Origin of the sequence: Streptomyces sp. NBC_00459 (assembly GCF_036013955.1) — a bacterium.
In the GTDB taxonomy this organism is placed as follows: Bacteria; Actinomycetota; Actinomycetes; order Streptomycetales; family Streptomycetaceae; genus Streptomyces.
Genome location: NZ_CP107903.1, coordinates 8022765 through 8039911, shown reverse-complemented (window position 1 = coordinate 8039911; position 17147 = coordinate 8022765). Strand labels below are relative to the sequence as shown.

Below are 17147 nucleotides of genomic sequence, written 5' to 3'. Positions count from 1 at the left end.
TCATCTCTGGCTGGGGATGCGTGCCAGCGCGTGCACCGCCGCCTCGGCGAGGGCCGGGTGTGCGAGGGCCTCGTTCAGGACCGGCGCCGCCCGCCGGTCCCCCAGCGTGCCCAGCGCCTCGACACAGGCGAGTGCCACCCGCCTGTGAGGGTCGTGCGGTTTCAGGCGGCGGGCCAGCGTGGTGATCAGCGCGGGCACGGACTCGGGGGCGCGCAGCTCGGCCAGCAGCCGGACCGGGTGCAGGGCGTAGGCGACGCGCAGTTCGTTGGTCGCGAGCGCGGCTGCCGCACGGGCCGTGCGCGGATCGCCGAGACGGACCAGGGCGTACGCGGCGGAGGCGCCGCGTCGTGCGTCACGGTGGTTGAGGAGGAGGACGAGGGCCTCGAAGGCTCGCCGGTCCCCCTTGAGCCCGAGCCGGAAGGCGGCCAACTCCCTGGCCCACAGCGGCTGTCCGGGAGCGGTGAGGACATCGGCCAGCTCATCGGGATCTCCGGTCGCCACCAGGTGTTCGTACTCCTTCGAGGTGTCTGCTCCGGCCTCGGCCCGTAAGCGCTCCGTGAGTGATCGCAACTCTTCGTCCATGATGCCGAGATTAGGTGCGGGAGCGGGATCGCGTGGGCAGGACCCGGGGACGTACATCACAAAACCGGGGGCTGGCGCGCTCGTTACCCACCGGTTAAGCTCAGACGAGCGAGTTACCCACTCGCTTGCAATGCTTGCTGACGACGGCCTGGTGACGCAGCCGTCGTGAGTGCGACACGGCTTGGGACAGGGCCGGTCGGACCTCACCGTTCTCCGGGCGTGTGCACGCCCGCGACCACGGCACCGGGCGTGTGCGCTTCGCAGCCCGGCATCACCCGCACTCAGCGTTCCGCATTCCGCACTCCTTCTCTCGCACCCGGTGTGCCGTTCACAGGGCTTCCCTGTTCGCAGGGCTCCCTCCGGCGCACCCGGGCGCGCTCCCAGTCGTCACCCTCATTCCTGGAGTCCCGCGATGGCCGCTCCCCTGTCCGACACCTCTCCGTCCCCGCTCAGGACCGTCGCCGTGGTCGGCCTCGGCACGATGGGCACCGGCATCGCCGAGGTCCTCACCCGCGCCGGCCGCGAGGTCGTCGGCATCGACATCAGCGAGGCCACGGCCGCGAAGGCCGTCGCCGCACTGGAGTCCTCGACCGCCCGTGCCGTGGTGCGCGGCCGCCTCACCGAACAGGAGCGCGAGGACGTCCTCGCCCGCTTCCGCACCTCCACCGACCTGCGCGAGGCCGCCGACGCCGACCTGGTCATCGAGGTGGCGCCGGAGTCGTACGAGGTCAAGCACCAGATCTTCCGCGCCCTCGACGACATCGTGCGTCCCGAGACGATCCTCGCCACCGGCACCAACGCCCTCTCCGTCACCCGCCTCGCCGCCGACTCGGCGCGTCCCGAGCGCGTGCTGGGTCTGCACTTCTTCAACCCGGCCCCGGCGATGAAGCTCGTCGAGGTGGTCTCGTCGGTGCTGACCGCGCCGCAGGCCGTCGCCGCGGTCACCGATCTGGCGATCGAGCTGGGCAAGGAGCCCGTCGCGGTCGGTGACCGCCCCGGATTCGTCGCCGACGGGCTGCTGTTCGGCTATCTCAACCAGGCCGCCGCGATGTACGAGGCGAAGTACGCCTCCCGTGAGGACATCGACGCGGCGATGCGGCTCGGCTGCGGTCTGCCCATGGGCCCGCTCGCCCTGCTCGACCTGATCGGCATCGACACCGCCCGTACGGTCCTGGAGGCCATGTACTCCGAGTCCCACGACCGGCTGCACGCCCCGGCGCCCGTCCTCAAGCAGCTCAGCGAGGCGGGCCTGACCGGCAGGAAGGCGGGCCGCGGCTTCTACTCCTACGAGGCGCCCGGCAGCGCGACGGTCGTCGCGGACGCCCTGACCCCGCTCGTCGGCGGTCCCGGGACACCCGGCCGCACCGTCCGCTCCGTGGGTGTCGCCGGCTCCGGCACGATGGCCTCCGGTATCGCCGAGGTCTTCGCGAAGGCCGGTTACGAGGTGGTACTCGCCGCCCGCAGCGAGGAGAAGGCCCAGACCGCCAAGGCCAGGATCGGCAAGTCGCTGGCCCGCTCCGTCGACAAGGGCCGCCTGACCGCCGAGGCCGCCGCCCAGACCCTCGACCGGATCACCGCGGCGGGTTCGTACGACGCCTTCTCGGACGTCGATCTGGCCGTCGAGGCCGTCGCCGAGGACCTGGAGGTCAAGCAGCAGCTGTTCGCGACGCTGGACAAGGTCTGCAAGCCGGGCGCGGTGCTGGCCACCACCACCTCCTCGCTGCCCGTCGTCGCGTGCGCCCGCGCCACCTCTCGTCCCGAGGACGTGATCGGCATGCACTTCTTCAACCCGGCGCCGGCGATGAAGCTGGTCGAGGTCGTCCGTACGGTGCTGACGGCCGACGACGTCCACTCGACGGTCCGTGAGGTCTGCGTCCGGATCAAGAAGCATGCCGTCGACTGCGGCGACCGGGCCGGATTCATCGTCAACGCATTGCTTTTCCCGTATCTCAACAACGCGATCAAGATGGTGCAGGAGCACTATGCATCTCTTGACGACATTGACGCGGCGATGAAGCTGGGCGGCGGCTACCCGATGGGCCCGTTCGAACTGCTGGACGTGGTCGGGCTGGACGTCTCCCTGGCCATCGAGAAGGTCCTGCACCGCGAGTTCCGTGACCCCGGCCTGGCCCCCGCACCGCTCCTGGAGCACCTGGTGGCCGCGGGCTGCCTCGGCCGCAAGACGGGCCGCGGCTTCCGCGAATATGCCCGCCGCTGACGGGGCCGGCGACTGGTCCGGGCCCGACTTCGGACAGGGGTTCGGGCGCACCCTCGGACACGACGAGGACTGGGGCGGGCTCCTCGACCCGGCCTCGCCGCCCCCGCCCGCCCTGGGCGGGGGTGATCCCGGACGTGCGCGCCACCCTGCGCACATGCAGTACGTTCGGGTCATGTCCCAGCCCGCCAAGTCCTCCCGTACCCCAGCCACGCCCGACGCGCCGGAGAGTGCCGCGGGCGGCCGTGCGGCCGCCCAGCGGCTCAAGATGCGCCGAGAACTGGCGGCGGCGGCGATGGAGCTGTTCTCCACCAAGGGCTACGAAGGCACCACCGTCGACGAGATCGCGGCCCGGGCCGGTGTGGCCCGCCGCACCTTCTTCCGGCACTTCCGGTCCAAGGAGGAGGCGATCTTCCCGGACCACGACGACACGTTGATCCGGGCGGAGGCGGTGCTCAACGCGGCGCCGGCGCACGAGCATCCGCTCGACACCGTGTGCCGCGGCATCAAGGAAGTCATGAAGATGTACGCGGCCCGGCCGGAGATCTCGGTCGCCCGCTACAAGCTGACGCGCGAGGTCCCCACCCTGCGGGAGGCGGAGATCGCGTCGGTCGCCCGCTACGAACGCCTCTTCACCCGCTATCTCCTGGGCCACTTCGACGAGCACGCCCACGACGACGACGCGAACGACGATCCGCTGCTGGCCGAGGTCGCCGCGTCGGCCGTGGTCACCGCTCACAACCACGTCCTGCGACGCTGGCTGCGGGCAGGCGGCCAGGGCGACGTCGAGTCACAGCTCGACCACGCCTTCGGGATCGTACGGAAGACCTTCGGTACGGGCATCGGGGCCGGACGTGACACCGCCCCCCGGAGCCTTCCGGCCTCGGTGACCTCGCAGGGAGAGGTGCTGGTGGCGGTCGCGCGGACCGACGCTCCGCTCGACGAGGTGATGCGGACCATCGAGCAGGCGCTGAAGGAACGGTCGTAGCAGCTCATAGAGCTGCAGGGAACAGGCGGGTCGCGAATACGCGGCCCGCCTGTTCTGTGTCTCCGCGCCTCGCGGGATCTACTCCTCAGTAGCCTTTGATCGATCATCGCTCATTTGTTACGTAAAGATTTCATCTGAGGCCATTTTCTGGCACTCAGTGCCTTGTCACCTGACACGGGGTGTCATACCTTGAAGGTGTCCGGGCGGCCGGCGTGCAGAGACCATTCGTACGTCGGCTGTCCCCGCAAACCAAGGGTTTGCGCGCCCGGCCGCCTGCGTCACAGGCAACCTCCCGCGCCACCACGCGCTGCCGAAGCACCACCCGCCGAACCGACGGCACGTCTCACACCCAACCCTCAGCAGCATCGACGTAACCCTCAGCGTCTTCCCTCAAGACGCCATTCGCCGGAGGCAACACCGTGACCGTGAAGGACATCCTGGACGCGATCCAGTCGCCGGACTCGACTCCGGCCGACATCGCCGCTCTGCCGCTCCCCGAGTCCTACCGTGCCATCACCGTGCACAAGGACGAGACGGACATGTTCGCGGGCCTCGAAACCCGCGACAAGGACCCCCGTAAGTCGATCCACCTGGACGACGTCCCGGTGCCGGAGCTCGGCCCGGGCGAGGCACTGGTGGCCGTCATGGCCTCCTCGGTCAACTACAACTCGGTCTGGACGTCGATCTTCGAGCCGCTGTCGACGTTCGGCTTCCTGGAGCGCTACGGCAGGCTCAGCGAGCTCACCAAGCGCCACGACCTGCCGTACCACATCATCGGTTCCGACCTCGCGGGCGTCGTTCTGCGCACCGGTCCCGGCGTCAACTCCTGGAAGCCCGGCGACGAGGTCGTCGCGCACTGCCTGTCGGTGGAGCTGGAGTCGTCGGACGGGCACAACGACACGATGCTCGACCCCGAGCAGCGCATCTGGGGCTTCGAGACGAACTTCGGCGGACTGGCGGAGATCGCCCTCGTCAAGTCCAACCAGCTGATGCCCAAGCCCGACCACCTCAGCTGGGAGGAGGCCGCCGCACCCGGGCTGGTCAACTCCACCGCGTACCGCCAGCTGGTGTCGCGCAACGGCGCCGGGATGAAGCAGGGCGACAACGTCCTCATCTGGGGCGCGAGCGGCGGCCTCGGCTCGTACGCCACGCAGTTCGCGCTGGCCGGCGGCGCCAACCCCATCTGTGTCGTCTCCAGCGAGCAGAAGGCGGACATCTGCCGGAAGATGGGCGCCGAGGCGATCATCGACCGCAACGCCGAGGGCTACAAGTTCTGGGCGGACGAGCACAACCAGGACCCGCGCGAGTGGAAGCGCTTCGGCAAGCGCATCCGTGAGCTGACCGGTGGCGAGGACGTCGACATCGTCTTCGAGCACCCCGGCCGCGAGACCTTCGGCGCCTCGGTCTACGTCACCCGCAAGGGCGGCACGATCGTCACCTGCGCCTCCACCTCGGGCTTCAACCACGAGTACGACAACCGCTATCTGTGGATGTCCCTCAAGCGCATCATCGGCTCCCACTTCGCCAACTACCGCGAGGCCTGGGAGGCCAACCGGCTGGTCGCCAAGGGCAAGATCCACCCGACCCTCTCCAAGGTGTACTCCCTGGAGGAGACCGGGCAGGCCGCCTACGACGTCCACCGCAACCTCCACCAGGGCAAGGTCGGCGTCCTGTGCCTCGCCCCCGAGGAGGGCCTCGGTGTGCGCGACGAGGAGAAGCGCGCCCAGCACATCGACGCCATCAACCGCTTCCGGAACATCTGAGACCGGAGGTCATCGATGACTGAGCGTCAGCAGAAGGAAAGGGACCGGCCGTGGCTCATGCGCACGTACGCCGGTCACTCCACGGCCGAGGCGTCCAACGAGCTGTACCGGCGCAACCTCGCCAAGGGCCAGACAGGTCTGTCGGTGGCCTTCGACCTGCCGACCCAGACCGGGTACGACCCCGACCACATCCTCGCCCGCGGCGAGGTCGGCCGGGTCGGCGTCCCCGTCTCGCACCTCGGTGACATGCGCCGACTGTTCCAGGACATCCCCCTGGACCAGATGAACACCTCGATGACGATCAACGCCACCGCCATGTGGCTGCTGGCGCTCTACCAGGTCGTCGCCGAGGAGCAGGGTGTCGACATCACCACGCTCCAGGGGACGACACAGAACGACATCGTCAAGGAGTACCTGTCGAGGGGCACGCACGTGTTCCCGCCGGGACCCTCGCTCCGGCTGACGACGGACATGATCTGCTACACGGTCAACCACATCCCCAAGTGGAACCCGATCAACATCTGCAGCTACCACCTCCAGGAGGCGGGGGCGACCCCGGTCCAGGAGATCGCGTACGCCATGTCGACGGCCATCGCGGTCCTCGACGCCGTGCGGGACTCGGGACAGGTGCCCGCCGAGAAGTTCGGTGACGTCGTCGCCCGTATCTCCTTCTTCGTGAACGCGGGTGTCCGGTTCATCGAGGAGATGTGCAAGCTGCGGGCGTTCGGCAGGATCTGGGACCAGGTCACGCGCGAGCGGTACGGCATCGAGAACCCCAAGCAGCGGCGCTTCCGGTACGGCGTGCAGGTCAACTCCCTCGGGCTGACCGAGGCACAGCCGGAGAACAACGTCCAGCGGATCGTGCTGGAGATGCTGGCGGTGACGCTGTCGAAGGACGCACGCGCGCGTGCCGTCCAGCTCCCGGCGTGGAACGAGGCCCTGGGGCTCCCCCGGCCCTGGGACCAGCAGTGGTCGCTGCGGATGCAGCAGGTGCTCGCCTACGAGAGCGATCTGCTGGAGTACGAGGACATCTTCGCCGGGTCGCACGTCGTCGAGGCGAAGGTGGCCGAGCTGGTCGACGACTCGCTCGCCGAGATCGGCCGCATCGAGGAGATGGGCGGCGCGATGGCCGCCGTCGAGTCGGGCTATCTGAAGTCGCAGCTCGTCGCCTCGCACGCCGAGCGGCGGGCCCGTATCGAGTCCGGTCGAGAGAAGATCGTGGGCGTCAACATCTTCGAGTCGACCGAGCCGAACCCGCTCACGGCCGACCTGGACGCGGCGATCCAGACGGTCGACCCGGCCGTCGAGGCCCAGGTGACGTCGGCGCTGCGGGGCTGGCGCGACACGCGCTACCAGCCGCCTTTCAACCACCCGCGCCCCTGCAAGGCGCTGGAGCGGCTGAAGGAGGCCGCGAAGGGCACCGACAACCTCATGGAGGCCACCCTGGAGTGCGCCCGCGCCGGGGTCACGACCGGCGAGTGGGCCGGGGCCCTGCGCGAGGTGTTCGGGGAGTTCCGGGCGCCGACCGGAGTCTCGTCCGCGCCGGTCGCCGTGATGGCCGAGGAGGGCACCGCGCTGGCGCTGGTCCGCCGCAAGGTGGAGATCACGGCGCGGGATATGGGCGTCGGCAAGCTCCGTTTCCTGGTCGGCAAGCCTGGTCTGGACGGGCACTCCAACGGTGCCGAGCAGATCGCGGTGCGGGCCCGTGACGCCGGGTTCGAGGTGGTCTACCAGGGCATCCGGCTCACCCCGGAGGAGATCGTGGAGGCCGCGGTCGCCGAGGACGTGCACGCGGTCGGCCTGTCGATCCTGTCCGGCTCGCACGCCCAGCTGGTGCCCGATGTCCTGGAACGGCTGCGTGTGGCCGGTGCCACAGACATCCCGGTGATCGCCGGTGGCATCATCCCGAATGGTGACGCCGAACAGCTCAGGGCTGCGGGCGTGGCCGCGGTCTTCACCCCGAAGGACTTCGACATCACCGGAATCATCGGCCGCATCGTCGACGAGATCCGGAAAGCGAACAAGCTCGACCCTCTGGAGGTCCCCGCATGACCACGCCCGTCAACCGTCTGCGTCCCCGCCGCTCCTGTCTGGCGGTCCCGGGAAGCAACCCCCGCTTCCTGGAGAAGGCCCAGGGTCTGCCGGCCGACCAGGTCTTCCTGGACCTGGAGGACGCGTGCGCCCCGCTCGCCAAGCCCGAGGCACGGCACACCATCGTCAAGTTCCTCAACGAGGGTGACTGGACGGGCAAGACGAGGGTCGTGCGCGTCAACGACTGGACGACGGAGTGGACTTACCGCGATGTCGTGACGGTCGTCGAGGGCGCGGGCCCGAATCTCGACTGCATCATGCTGCCGAAGGTGCAGACCGCCCAGCAGGTCGTCGCGCTGGACCTCCTCCTCACCCAGATCGAGAAGACGATGGGCTTCGAGGTCGGCAAGATCGGCATCGAGGCGCAGATCGAGAACGCCCAGGGCCTCAACAACGTCAACGAGATCGCCACGGCCTCCCCACGCGTCGAGACGATCATCTTCGGCCCCGCCGACTTCATGGCGTCGATCAACATGAAGACGCTCGTCGTGGGTGAGCAGCCGCCCGGCTACCCGGCGGACGCCTACCACTACATCCTGATGAAGATCCTGATGGCCGCCCGCGCCAACAACCTCCAGGCGATCGACGGCCCCTACCTGCAGATCCGCAACGTGGACGGCTACCGCGAGGTCGCCCAGCGGGCCGCCGCCCTCGGTTTCGACGGCAAGTGGGTGCTGCACCCGGGCCAGGTGGAGGCGTCCAACGAGATCTTCTCCCCCTCCCAGGAGGACTTCGACCACGCCGAGCTGATCCTGGACGCCTACGACTACTGCACGTCCGAGGCCGGCGGCAAGAAGGGCTCCGCGATGCTCGGCGACGAGATGATCGACGAGGCCAGCCGCAAGATGGCACTGGTCATCTCGGGCAAGGGCCGGGCGGCCGGCATGCAGCGCACGTCCAAGTTCGAAGCGCCTTCCGACTGACTCGGGCCAGGCAGTTCGGAAAGCACAAAAAAACCCTCATCCCCCAGGCCCCGAAGGGGCCAAGGGGGAATACCAGCCCGGAGGGCAAGATCATGCAGTTCGGCCGCACCTACGAAGAGTTCACAGTCGGTGACGTCTATCGGCACTGGCCCGGGAAGACCGTCACGGAGTACGACGACCACCTGTTCTGCCTCCTGACGATGAACCACCACCCGCTCCACATGGACGCCAACTATGCGGAGAACACGACCGACTTCGGCAAGAACGTCGTCGTGGGGAACTACATCTACTCCCTGTTGCTGGGCATGTCCGTGCCGGACGTGTCGGGCAAGGCGATCGCGAACCTGGAGGTCGAGTCGCTGAAGCACGTGGCGCCGACCTTCCACGGCGACACGATCTACGGCGAGACGACGGTCCTCGACAAGACGCCCTCCCGGTCGAAGAACGACCGCGGGATCGTCCACGTGGAGACCAGGGGCTACAAGCAGGACGGCACGCTGGTCTGCGTGTTCCGCCGCAAGGTGATGGTGCCGACCGAGACGTACATCAAGGAGCGCGGCGGCGAACAGCCCGGCCGGCCCCAGCTCAAGGAGCAGGAGAAGTAGCCATGGCGCGACTCGCCCAGACCGCCGGTCTGACCGACATCCAGCAGGAAATCCTATCCACGGTGCGGGACTTCGTGGACAAGGAGATCATCCCGGTCGCGACCGAGCTGGAGCACCGCGACGAGTATCCGCAAGCGATCGTCGACGGCCTCAAGGAGTTGGGCCTGTTCGGCCTGATGATCCCCGAGGAGTACGGCGGGCTCGGCGAGTCGCTCCTGACGTATGCGCTCTGCGTCGAGGAGATCGCGCGCGGCTGGATGTCGGTCTCCGGGATCATCAACACGCACTTCATCGTGGCGTACATGCTCAAGCAGCACGGCACGCAGGAGCAGAAGGACCACTTCCTGCCGAGGATGGCGGCCGGCGACGTCCGCGGCGCCTTCTCGATGTCGGAGCCGGGGCTCGGATCGGACGTGTCGGCCATCACCTCGAAGGCGGTCAAGGACGGCGACGAGTACGTCCTCAACGGCCAGAAGATGTGGCTGACGAACGGCGGAACGTCCAACCTGGTCGCCGTGCTCGTCCGAAGTGACGAAGGACACCCGGAGGGGACCGCGCCCCACAAGTCGATGACCACCTTCCTGGTCGAGAAGGAGCCGGGCTTCGGTGAGGTCCGGCCCGGGCTGACCATCCCGGGGAAGATCGACAAGATGGGCTACAAGGGCGTCGATACCACCGAACTCATCATGGACGGACTGCGAATTCCGGCCAATCGCGTTCTCGGGGGCGCCACCGGCCGAGGTTTTTACCAAATGATGGACGGCGTCGAGGTGGGACGCGTCAATGTGGCGGCGCGTGGCTGTGGAGTCGCTCAGCGTGCGTTCGAACTGGGTGTCCAGTACGCCCAGCAACGCCACACTTTCGGCAAACCGATCGCCCAGCACCAGGCGATCCAGTTCAAGCTGGCCGAGATGGCTACCAAGGTCGAGGCCGCCCATGCGATGATGGTGAATGCGGCACGCAAAAAGGACTCCGGTGAGCGAAACGACCTCGAAGCAGGGATGGCGAAGTACCTCGCCTCCGAGTACTGCAAAGAGGTCGTCGAAGACGCCTTCCGGATCCACGGCGGCTACGGCTTCTCCAAGGAGTACGAGATCGAGCGCCTCTACCGCGAGGCTCCGATGCTGCTGATCGGCGAAGGTACCGCCGAGATCCAGAAAATGATCATCGGGCGCAGGCTGCTCGAAGAGTATCGATTCCAGGGCTGATTGTCCGCTTCGGGGTGATTCGTTCGAGAACAACGTCACACCCCGTCAGCACTCTTCAGCCGCCGACTCGGCTTCCTGGCTTACCCAGTTGTGGCTGTGAGCCGCTACGATCGCCGGAAAGCCGCCGTCCCCTGATACAGCGCGGCATCATCCCGCTACGAAGGTCATCCATGCCCCACAGCCAAACCTCTGCACCTCGCGACAGCCTGGCAGGCGTACGCCTGGCGCGCGGAGCATCGCCGTGGCTCCTCCCGACCGTCGCCACCGCAGCCATCAGCCTGGTACGCGCGCGCAAGTCCGGCGCCGCCAAGGCCGTGGCCGTACCCGTCACCGCGCTGGCGGCGGGCATGCTGTGGTTCTTCCGCGACCCCGAGCGCGAGATCACCCAGGGCCGGGTCATCTCCCCCGCCGACGGCGTGGTCCAGAGCATCATGCCCTGGAAGGACGGCCGCACCCGCGTCGCGATCTTCATGAGCCCGCTCAACGTACACGTCAACCGCGCGCCCCTTTCCGGCACGGTGACGTCCGTCGAGCACATCCCGGGCGGGTTCGTTCCGGCGTTCAACAAGGAGAGCGAGAACAACGAGAGAGTTGTCTGGCACTTCGACACCGAGCTCGGTGACATCGAGATGATCCAGATCGCCGGTGCGGTCGCTCGCCGCATCGTCCCGTACGTCCCGCAGGGCACGAAGGTCGAGCAGGGCGACCGGATCGGCCTGATCCGCTTCGGCTCGCGCGTCGACATCTACCTCCCCGAGGGTGTCGAGGTCGCGGTCGAGGTCGGCCAGAAGACGGTGGCAGGGGTGACTCGCATTGACCGTGATTGATCCCGAGACCCAGTGGGTGCCGGAGGCCGACGAGGTGGGTGACGACGAGGAGGAGATGCCCCTTTCTCTCCGCCTCTCAATAGCGGACACCCTCACGCTCGGCAACGCCACCTGTGGCTTCATGGCGGTGTACTTCACCACCACGGGCATCCTGATCCCGCACCTCACCGGCAGTGACGAGTCGGGCATGGCCCGTCACTCGGCGGCGACCGCGGTGATCCTCATGCTCTGCGCGGCGGTCTTCGACCTCTTCGACGGTCTGGTCGCCCGCAAGCTGCGCTCCTCCCCCATGGGCGCCGAGCTGGACAACCTCTCCGACCTGATCAGCTTCGGCCTCGCGCCGGCGTACTTCGTGCTGGTGTACGGCATGGTCGCGGACGACGCGTACCAGAAGGTGGCCGCGGTCGGGGCGATCGTCGTCCTGCTCGCCGTGGTGCTGAGGCTCGCGAGATTCTCGTGCGTGACGGTGAAGGACGGCACCTTCCAGGGCATGCCGAGTCCCTTCGGCGCCCTGACGGTCGTCTCGATCGTGCTCCTGGAGCTGCCCTTCGTGGCCACGCTCATGGCCATCGTCGGCACCGCCTGGCTGATGGTGAGCCGGGTCGAGTACCCGAAGCCTCGGGGTCCGCTCGCGATCGCGATGGTCGCCTGGATCGTCTCGGGGATGGGCCTCCTGGCGGCCTGGGCCTTCGACGCCCCTGGTGGCCAGCTGCTCCTCCAGACCGGCTGCGCCCTGCAGCTCGTCCTGGGCGCGGTGATCCCGCTCTTCGCCACGGCCCGCCGGGTGAACAACTTCCGCGGCACCCGCCGCGAGGCACGGGCGGCACAGCTTCCGTAGCGGTCGCGTGATGTGTTCGTACGGAGGGCCCCGAACCGGACGGTTCGGGGCCCTCCGCGTTGGGTGCGGGCTTCCTCGGACTCAGGCGCCCGGCGAGTAGCCCTCCGCGACGGACGACGCCTCGGACTCCCGTACGACCTTCATGCCTCCTGTCGCGCTCTTGTCGGGCTGGAGGATCACGCTCTCCTTGGAGGAGGGGGACTTCGGGTCGGTGAAGTCCTGCGGGCTGCCGAAACCGACGTCGAACGCGTTGATCGTCAGCAGGGCCTTGTCCACGCCCTCGCGGGTGAGGTCCTTGCTCGCGCATGCCTTCTTCAGGGCCTCGCCGAAGACGGAGGCCGCCGTCCAGCCGGCCACCACGCCGTTGTCCAGAGAGTCGCTCGGGTACGCGGCCCGGTAGTCGGCCACGAGTTTCTGCGCCTGCGGGGTGTCCGCCCCGATGGGCAGGGACGGTGAGGCGACCCAGTAGTTCGCGGACAGGGCCGGGCCCGCCTGGGTGGCCAGGAGCTGCGGGGCGAAGGCCGAGTTGTTGCCGATGACCGGGACACCGAAGCCGCCGGCCGCGGCCACACCGACCAGCGAGGCGGCCTGGCGCGGTCCGGCGCTGATCACGATCGCCTTGACGCCCGCCTGTTTCAACGCGGAGACCTGGGCGGTCATGTCGTTGTCGGTCGGCTTGATCTTCTGCTCGACGATCGTCAGCCCCGACTTCTCCGCCATGTACTTGGCACCCGCCAGGGCACTCTCCCCGTAGTCCCCCTCGAAGTAGACATGGCCGATCTTGTCGCCCTTCTTGATCCCCTTCTCATTGATCAGGAAGTCGATCGCATTGATCGTCTCGATGTCGTACGTCGATCCGATCACGCGTATGTACGGACTGCCGAGCAGCGAGGCCGCCCACGCCTGTGGCAGCACCAGGACCTTGTCCTGGCCGTCGATGCGCTGTTTCACGGCCGCGACGAACGGCGAGCCGATGAACTGGGCGAAGCCCAGCACCTTCGGTGCCAGCTCCGTGTAGCCCGAGACGGCCTTCTGCGGGTCGTAGCCGTGGTCGCGGACCGTCAGGGCCACCTGGCGGCCGCAGACGCCTCCGGCGGCGTTCAGCTGCTTCACGTACAGCTGCTGGGCCTGGGTGACGCTCTTGCCGAGGGTCGCGTAGACCCCGGTCATGTCCGTGAGTGCGCCGACCGTGATCGTCTTGGCGGACACGCCCACGTCGGTCTTGACGCCGCCCGCCGAGGCCGTGCCCTTGTCGCCCCCGTCGTCCTTGGCCTTGGAGCTGCACCCGGCCACTGTGAGCAGCACGGCGAGCGCGCCCGCTGCGGCTCGGGCCGCGTATCTCATGGTCATCGTTCCTCCCCTGGATTGCGTTTGACGCGGCGCCGGGCGGCCACCCTGACCAGCCCACCCGGCAGGAAGAGCACCACCGCCACGATGGCGGCGCCGTACAGGTACCGGGACGCCTCGCCCGGTGCGATCCCGCCCGTGCCCGGGGCGGAGACCAGGGGCAGGGCGTCGCTGTAGCGGGTCAGCAGCTGCGGCAGCAGCGAGACGAAGGCCGCGCCGACCACGGCCCCGGAGACCGACCCGAGCCCGCCGATGACGATCATGGCGAGGTACTCCAGCGAGAGCGTGATGCCGAAGTAGTCGGGCACGGTCCGCTGGAAGACGAGGGCGAGCAGGACGCCGGCCAGCCCCGCGTACATTGAGGACAGGACGAAGACGCCGGCCCGGTAGCGGGCCACGGGCACGCCGATCACCCCGGCGGCGATGCGGTGGTCGCGGATGGCGTTCATGGCCCGCCCGGGACGCCCGCGCAGGACGCCGCGGGCGAAGAGGGCGCCCCCGAGCAGAAGGACGAGTCCGGCGTACCAGAGCTTCTCGGCGGAGCCGAACGGCACGTTCGCGACGAGGAGTTCACGGTCGTCGAAGGTGAGGCCGAAGAGGCTCAGCGGCGGCACGTCACGGCCGTTGAAGCCACCGGTGAGGTCGCGGGCGTTGAACAGGACGTGCTGGCCGATGAAGATCAGGGCGATGGTGGCGATACCGAGGTAGGGGCCGCGCAGACGCCCGGCGATCGGGCTGAACAGGCCGCCCGCGCCGCCCGCCACCAGCGTGGCCAGCACGACCGCGAGCCAGGTCGGCAGCCCGAGCCCGGTCAGCCCGTCGGCTCCCCCGCTTTCGTCCCCGGCGAACACGCAGTAGCTGTAGGCGCCGACCGCGAGGAAGAAGGCATGGCCCATGGAGAGCTGGCCGGTGGCGCCGGTGAGGAGGTTGATGCCGATGGCGCCGATCGCGGCGGCCATGGCGAACAGGCCGGCCTGGAGCCAGAAACGGTCCAGGTAGAACGGGAGGGCGAGGAGCAGGAGGGTGCCCGCGACGGCCGTGTACGTACGCGCGTGCGGCCGGCGGAGTGCGCGGCGGCGCTCGGCCGGGGCGGTGAGGACGTCAGACACGGGCGGGCTCCTTCGTGCCGAAGAGCCCGGCGGGCCGGACGAGCAGGATCACGACCATGACCAGATAGGGCGCGAGATCGCCGAGGCCGCGGCCCATGAAGGCCAGGTCGCTCTGGTAGCCGGTGGCGAGGGATTCGGTGACACCGACCACCAGGCCGCCCACGAGGGCGCCGGTCGTGGAGTCGAGGCCGCCGAGGATGGCGGCCGGGAAGGCCTTGAGCGCGGCGAGGGAGGTGGCCCGTTCCAGGCCCGGCGTCGGGAAGACGGTGAGGAAGAGGGCGGCGACGGCCGCGAGTCCGCCCGCGACGGCCCAGGCGCCGAGCGAGACCCGGCCCAGCCGGACGCCCATCAGGGCGGCCGTCTCCGGGCTCTCGGCCGCCGCACGCATCGCCACGCCCCAGCTGGTGTACCGGAAGGCGAGCAGGAAGGCCGTGATGAGGAGGGCCGCGGCGACGAAGGCGGCGATCCGGGTGTGCGCGAGCGAGATCGGGCCGAGGGTGAGGACGGCGTCGCCCCACGGGTCGCCGAGCGCGAGGACGTCCGTACCGAGGCGCCTGGTGAGTTCGGTGGTCAGCAGGATGTCGACGCCGATGGTGACGATGGCCAGCACGCTGTGGTCGCCGCCCCGGGCGCGGCGCATCACCAGGAACTCCACGGCCGCGCCGACGAGTGCGGCACCGGCGATGCCCGTGAGCAGCGCGGGCCAGAAGCCGATGTCGTCGTGGAGGGAGGCGGTGACGTAGCCGCCGGCGAGCAGCAGTGAGGCGTGCGCGAAGTTGACGACCTCCGTGGCCCGGAAGATCACGACGAATCCGAGGGCGATGAGCGCGTAGACGCTGCCCATGGAGATGCCGTTGAGGAGCAGTTCGGCGAAGGTGCTCATGGCGTGGCCTCCTCGCCGAGATAGGCCCGTACGACCTCCGGGTCGTTCTGTACGTCCGCCGGGGTCCCGTCCGCGATCAGTCGCCCGAAGTCCAGGACCGTGACCGTGTCCGCGAGTCTCATCACCACCCCCATGTCGTGCTCCACCAGGACGATCGAGATACCGAGGCTGTCGCGGACCCCGGCGATGACGGCCGCGACCCTGCGCCGTTCGTCGGCGGTCATCCCGGCCACCGGTTCGTCGAGGAGCAGCAGCCGTGGCTCCATGCACAGGGCCCGGGCGAGTTCCGCGAGCTTCTGCTGCCCGTAGGGCAGGGAGCCGGCCGGGCGTCCCAGGTACTCCTCCAGACCGACGAACTCGGCGATCTCCCGCACGCGCGCGCGGTGCCTGCGTTCCTCGTGCGCCGCCGACGGCAGCCGGAGTCCGGCAGCGACGAAGCCGGTCCTGGTCAGCCGGTGGCGGCCGAGCAGCAGGCTGTCCTCGACGGTGGCGTGGGGTGGCAGGGCGAGGTTCTGGAAGATCCGGGCGACACCGAGGCCGGCGATGCGGTGCGGAGGCATGCCGGTCAGCTCGTGCTCGCCGAAGCGGACGCTGCCGGAGGTGGCCCGGTAGACACCGGACAGCACGTTGAAGCAGGTGGACTTGCCCGCGCCGTTGGGGCCGATCAGGGCATGGACGGTGCCGGGGCGGACCGTGAAGGTGACGTCGTCGAGAGCGACCAGGCCGGCGAAGCGCACTGTGAGGTGATCAACGTTGAGGGAGGGCACGCCATGGGCGTCAATGGTGGACGTCGGTCCATCAACTCTGGTCAATGTGGATCAACCCTCCCATCTGCTCAACCTCGACGCTGATGGCGTCAACCCGGGTACATCCGCCGCCGCGTCCTCGTCCACCACGCCCAGATAGCGCCGCCGTACCTCGTCGGAGGCGGCGAGTTCTGCGCAGGGGCCGGAGAGAGTGACCTCGCCGACCTCCAGGACGTATGCCTGGGTGGCCAGCCGGAGAGCCAGGGCCGCGTTCTGTTCGACGAGCAGGACGGAGGTTCCCTGGGCGTTGATCTCGCGCACGGTGTCGGCGATGCGCGCGGCCATCAGCGGGGCCAGGCCGAGTGACGGTTCGTCGAGGAGCAGGACCTTGGGGGCGGCCATCAGGGCACGCGCGACGGCCAGCATCTGCTGCTCGCCGCCCGACAGCAGCCCGGCCCGCTGCTGGGCGCGGTCGGAGAGGACGGGGAACAGTTCGTGGACGCGGCGCAGCGCGGCGGCTCGTTCCACGCGTCCGCCGCTCGCGCCGAGGGCTCCGGCACGCAGATTGTCGGCGACGGTCATCCGGGCGAACACCCTTCGCCCTTCCGGCACTTGGGACACCCCGGCGGCCACCACCCGGTCGGGGGCGAGCCCGTCGATCCGGCGTCCGCCGAGCGTGACGGAGCCGCCGGTCGTCGCTCCGCCCTGGAAGGAGAGGGTGCGGCTGATGGCCCGCAGCAGCGTGGACTTGCCGGCACCGTTGCCGCCCAGCACTGTCACGACGGCCGCCTCGGGCACCTCCAGCGACACCTGCCGAAGGGCGCGCACCGGCCCGTACCCGACCGACAGATCCCGTACGACGAGATCCGCGCCGCCCGAAGAACCGCGCGACGACCCGCCCGGGGAGCCACCCGGAGATCCCCTTGTTCCACCGCCCATGGCGTCGCTCCTCCCGCACACCCGTCCGGTGTGGCGCACAGCCCAGCACCGGGGCGGGCGTCCGTCCACGGGTCGCGAACGAA

At 69.0% G+C, this 17147-nt stretch carries 15 protein-coding genes; 9 read left to right on the top strand and 6 right to left on the bottom strand.

What is annotated here, in order from left to right:
* Positions 1-582, bottom strand: coding sequence for an adenylosuccinate lyase (locus OHN74_RS35420; protein WP_327698645.1), 582 nt, complete (start codon positions 580-582; stop codon positions 1-3).
* Between the two features lie 412 nt (positions 583-994).
* On the opposite strand from OHN74_RS35420, the gene OHN74_RS35415 reads away from it, so the two are divergent.
* From OHN74_RS35415 to pssA, 9 genes are all read left to right on the top strand, one after another.
* Entirely contained in the window at positions 995-2800 is a 1806-nt protein-coding gene (locus OHN74_RS35415) for a 3-hydroxyacyl-CoA dehydrogenase family protein (protein WP_327698644.1), read from the top strand.
* A 172-nt stretch (positions 2801-2972) separates the two neighbouring features.
* Positions 2973-3785 carry a TetR/AcrR family transcriptional regulator gene (locus OHN74_RS35410; RefSeq protein ID WP_327700386.1) on the top strand — a complete coding sequence of 271 codons (813 nt, stop codon included), beginning with the start codon at positions 2973-2975 and terminating at the stop codon, positions 3783-3785.
* 419 nt (positions 3786-4204) lie between these two features.
* Positions 4205-5548 (top strand): crotonyl-CoA carboxylase/reductase, encoded by a 1344-nt coding sequence (ccrA, locus tag OHN74_RS35405; protein WP_327698643.1) that lies wholly within the window; start codon positions 4205-4207, stop codon positions 5546-5548.
* Between the two features lie 15 nt (positions 5549-5563).
* Positions 5564-7600, top strand: a complete 2037-nt coding sequence (locus OHN74_RS35400) for a protein meaA (RefSeq protein ID WP_327698642.1) — start codon at positions 5564-5566, stop codon at positions 7598-7600.
* Complete coding sequence (locus OHN74_RS35395) at positions 7597-8562, top strand: HpcH/HpaI aldolase/citrate lyase family protein (protein ID WP_327698641.1); 966 nt, start codon at positions 7597-7599, stop codon at positions 8560-8562. Before OHN74_RS35400 ends, OHN74_RS35395 begins: the two co-directional genes overlap by 4 nt.
* Before the next feature lie 92 nt (positions 8563-8654).
* Positions 8655-9167: a MaoC family dehydratase gene (locus tag OHN74_RS35390; protein ID WP_327698640.1), complete on the top strand. Its 513-nt coding sequence runs from the start codon at positions 8655-8657 to the stop codon at positions 9165-9167.
* A 2-nt stretch (positions 9168-9169) separates the two neighbouring features.
* Complete coding sequence (locus tag OHN74_RS35385; RefSeq protein WP_327698639.1) at positions 9170-10375, top strand: acyl-CoA dehydrogenase family protein; 1206 nt, start codon at positions 9170-9172, stop codon at positions 10373-10375.
* 170 nt (positions 10376-10545) lie between these two features.
* Complete coding sequence (locus OHN74_RS35380) at positions 10546-11202, top strand: phosphatidylserine decarboxylase (protein WP_327698638.1); 657 nt, start codon at positions 10546-10548, stop codon at positions 11200-11202.
* 16 nt (positions 11203-11218) lie between these two features.
* Positions 11219-12040 (top strand): CDP-diacylglycerol--serine O-phosphatidyltransferase, encoded by an 822-nt coding sequence (gene pssA, locus OHN74_RS35375; RefSeq protein WP_164319386.1) that lies wholly within the window; start codon positions 11219-11221, stop codon positions 12038-12040.
* A gap of 81 nt (positions 12041-12121) precedes the next feature.
* Here the strand turns inward: pssA and OHN74_RS35370 are convergent, their stop codons facing one another.
* The 5 genes from OHN74_RS35370 to OHN74_RS35350 are packed head-to-tail and all read right to left on the bottom strand — an operon-like array spanning position 12122 to position 17064.
* Positions 12122-13390 (bottom strand): ABC transporter substrate-binding protein, encoded by a 1269-nt coding sequence (locus OHN74_RS35370; protein WP_327698637.1) that lies wholly within the window; start codon positions 13388-13390, stop codon positions 12122-12124.
* Complete coding sequence (locus OHN74_RS35365) at positions 13387-14496, bottom strand: branched-chain amino acid ABC transporter permease (protein WP_327698636.1); 1110 nt, start codon at positions 14494-14496, stop codon at positions 13387-13389. The genes OHN74_RS35370 and OHN74_RS35365 overlap by 4 nt, the downstream gene beginning before the upstream one ends.
* Positions 14489-15379: a branched-chain amino acid ABC transporter permease gene (locus OHN74_RS35360; RefSeq protein ID WP_327698635.1), complete on the bottom strand. Its 891-nt coding sequence runs from the start codon at positions 15377-15379 to the stop codon at positions 14489-14491. Before OHN74_RS35360 ends, OHN74_RS35365 begins: the two co-directional genes overlap by 8 nt.
* Positions 15376-16146, bottom strand: a complete 771-nt coding sequence (locus OHN74_RS35355; RefSeq protein ID WP_327698634.1) for an ABC transporter ATP-binding protein — start codon at positions 16144-16146, stop codon at positions 15376-15378. The genes OHN74_RS35360 and OHN74_RS35355 overlap by 4 nt, the downstream gene beginning before the upstream one ends.
* 51 nt (positions 16147-16197) lie before the next feature.
* Entirely contained in the window at positions 16198-17064 is an 867-nt protein-coding gene (locus OHN74_RS35350; protein WP_327698633.1) for an ABC transporter ATP-binding protein, read from the bottom strand.
* Between the last annotated feature and the right edge of the window lie 83 nt (positions 17065-17147).

What these genes read in the sequence shown, in the direction of transcription:
- OHN74_RS35360 (WP_327698635.1), bottom strand. Translation starts at nt 15,379, where the DNA reads ATGAGCACCTTCGCCGAACTGCTCCTCAACGGCATCTCCATGGGCAGC.
- OHN74_RS35395 (WP_327698641.1), top strand. Translation starts at nt 7,597, where the DNA reads ATGACCACGCCCGTCAACCGTCTGCGTCCCCGCCGCTCCTGTCTGGCG.
- OHN74_RS35390 (WP_327698640.1), top strand. Translation starts at nt 8,655, where the DNA reads ATGCAGTTCGGCCGCACCTACGAAGAGTTCACAGTCGGTGACGTCTAT.
- OHN74_RS35385 (WP_327698639.1), top strand. Translation starts at nt 9,170, where the DNA reads ATGGCGCGACTCGCCCAGACCGCCGGTCTGACCGACATCCAGCAGGAA.
- OHN74_RS35415 (WP_327698644.1), top strand. Translation starts at nt 995, where the DNA reads ATGGCCGCTCCCCTGTCCGACACCTCTCCGTCCCCGCTCAGGACCGTC.
- OHN74_RS35380 (WP_327698638.1), top strand. Translation starts at nt 10,546, where the DNA reads ATGCCCCACAGCCAAACCTCTGCACCTCGCGACAGCCTGGCAGGCGTA.
- OHN74_RS35400 (WP_327698642.1), top strand. Translation starts at nt 5,564, where the DNA reads ATGACTGAGCGTCAGCAGAAGGAAAGGGACCGGCCGTGGCTCATGCGC.
- OHN74_RS35420 (WP_327698645.1), bottom strand. Translation starts at nt 582, where the DNA reads ATGGACGAAGAGTTGCGATCACTCACGGAGCGCTTACGGGCCGAGGCC.
- OHN74_RS35410 (WP_327700386.1), top strand. Translation starts at nt 2,973, where the DNA reads ATGTCCCAGCCCGCCAAGTCCTCCCGTACCCCAGCCACGCCCGACGCG.
- OHN74_RS35350 (WP_327698633.1), bottom strand. Translation starts at nt 17,064, where the DNA reads ATGGGCGGTGGAACAAGGGGATCTCCGGGTGGCTCCCCGGGCGGGTCG.
- OHN74_RS35370 (WP_327698637.1), bottom strand. Translation starts at nt 13,390, where the DNA reads ATGACCATGAGATACGCGGCCCGAGCCGCAGCGGGCGCGCTCGCCGTG.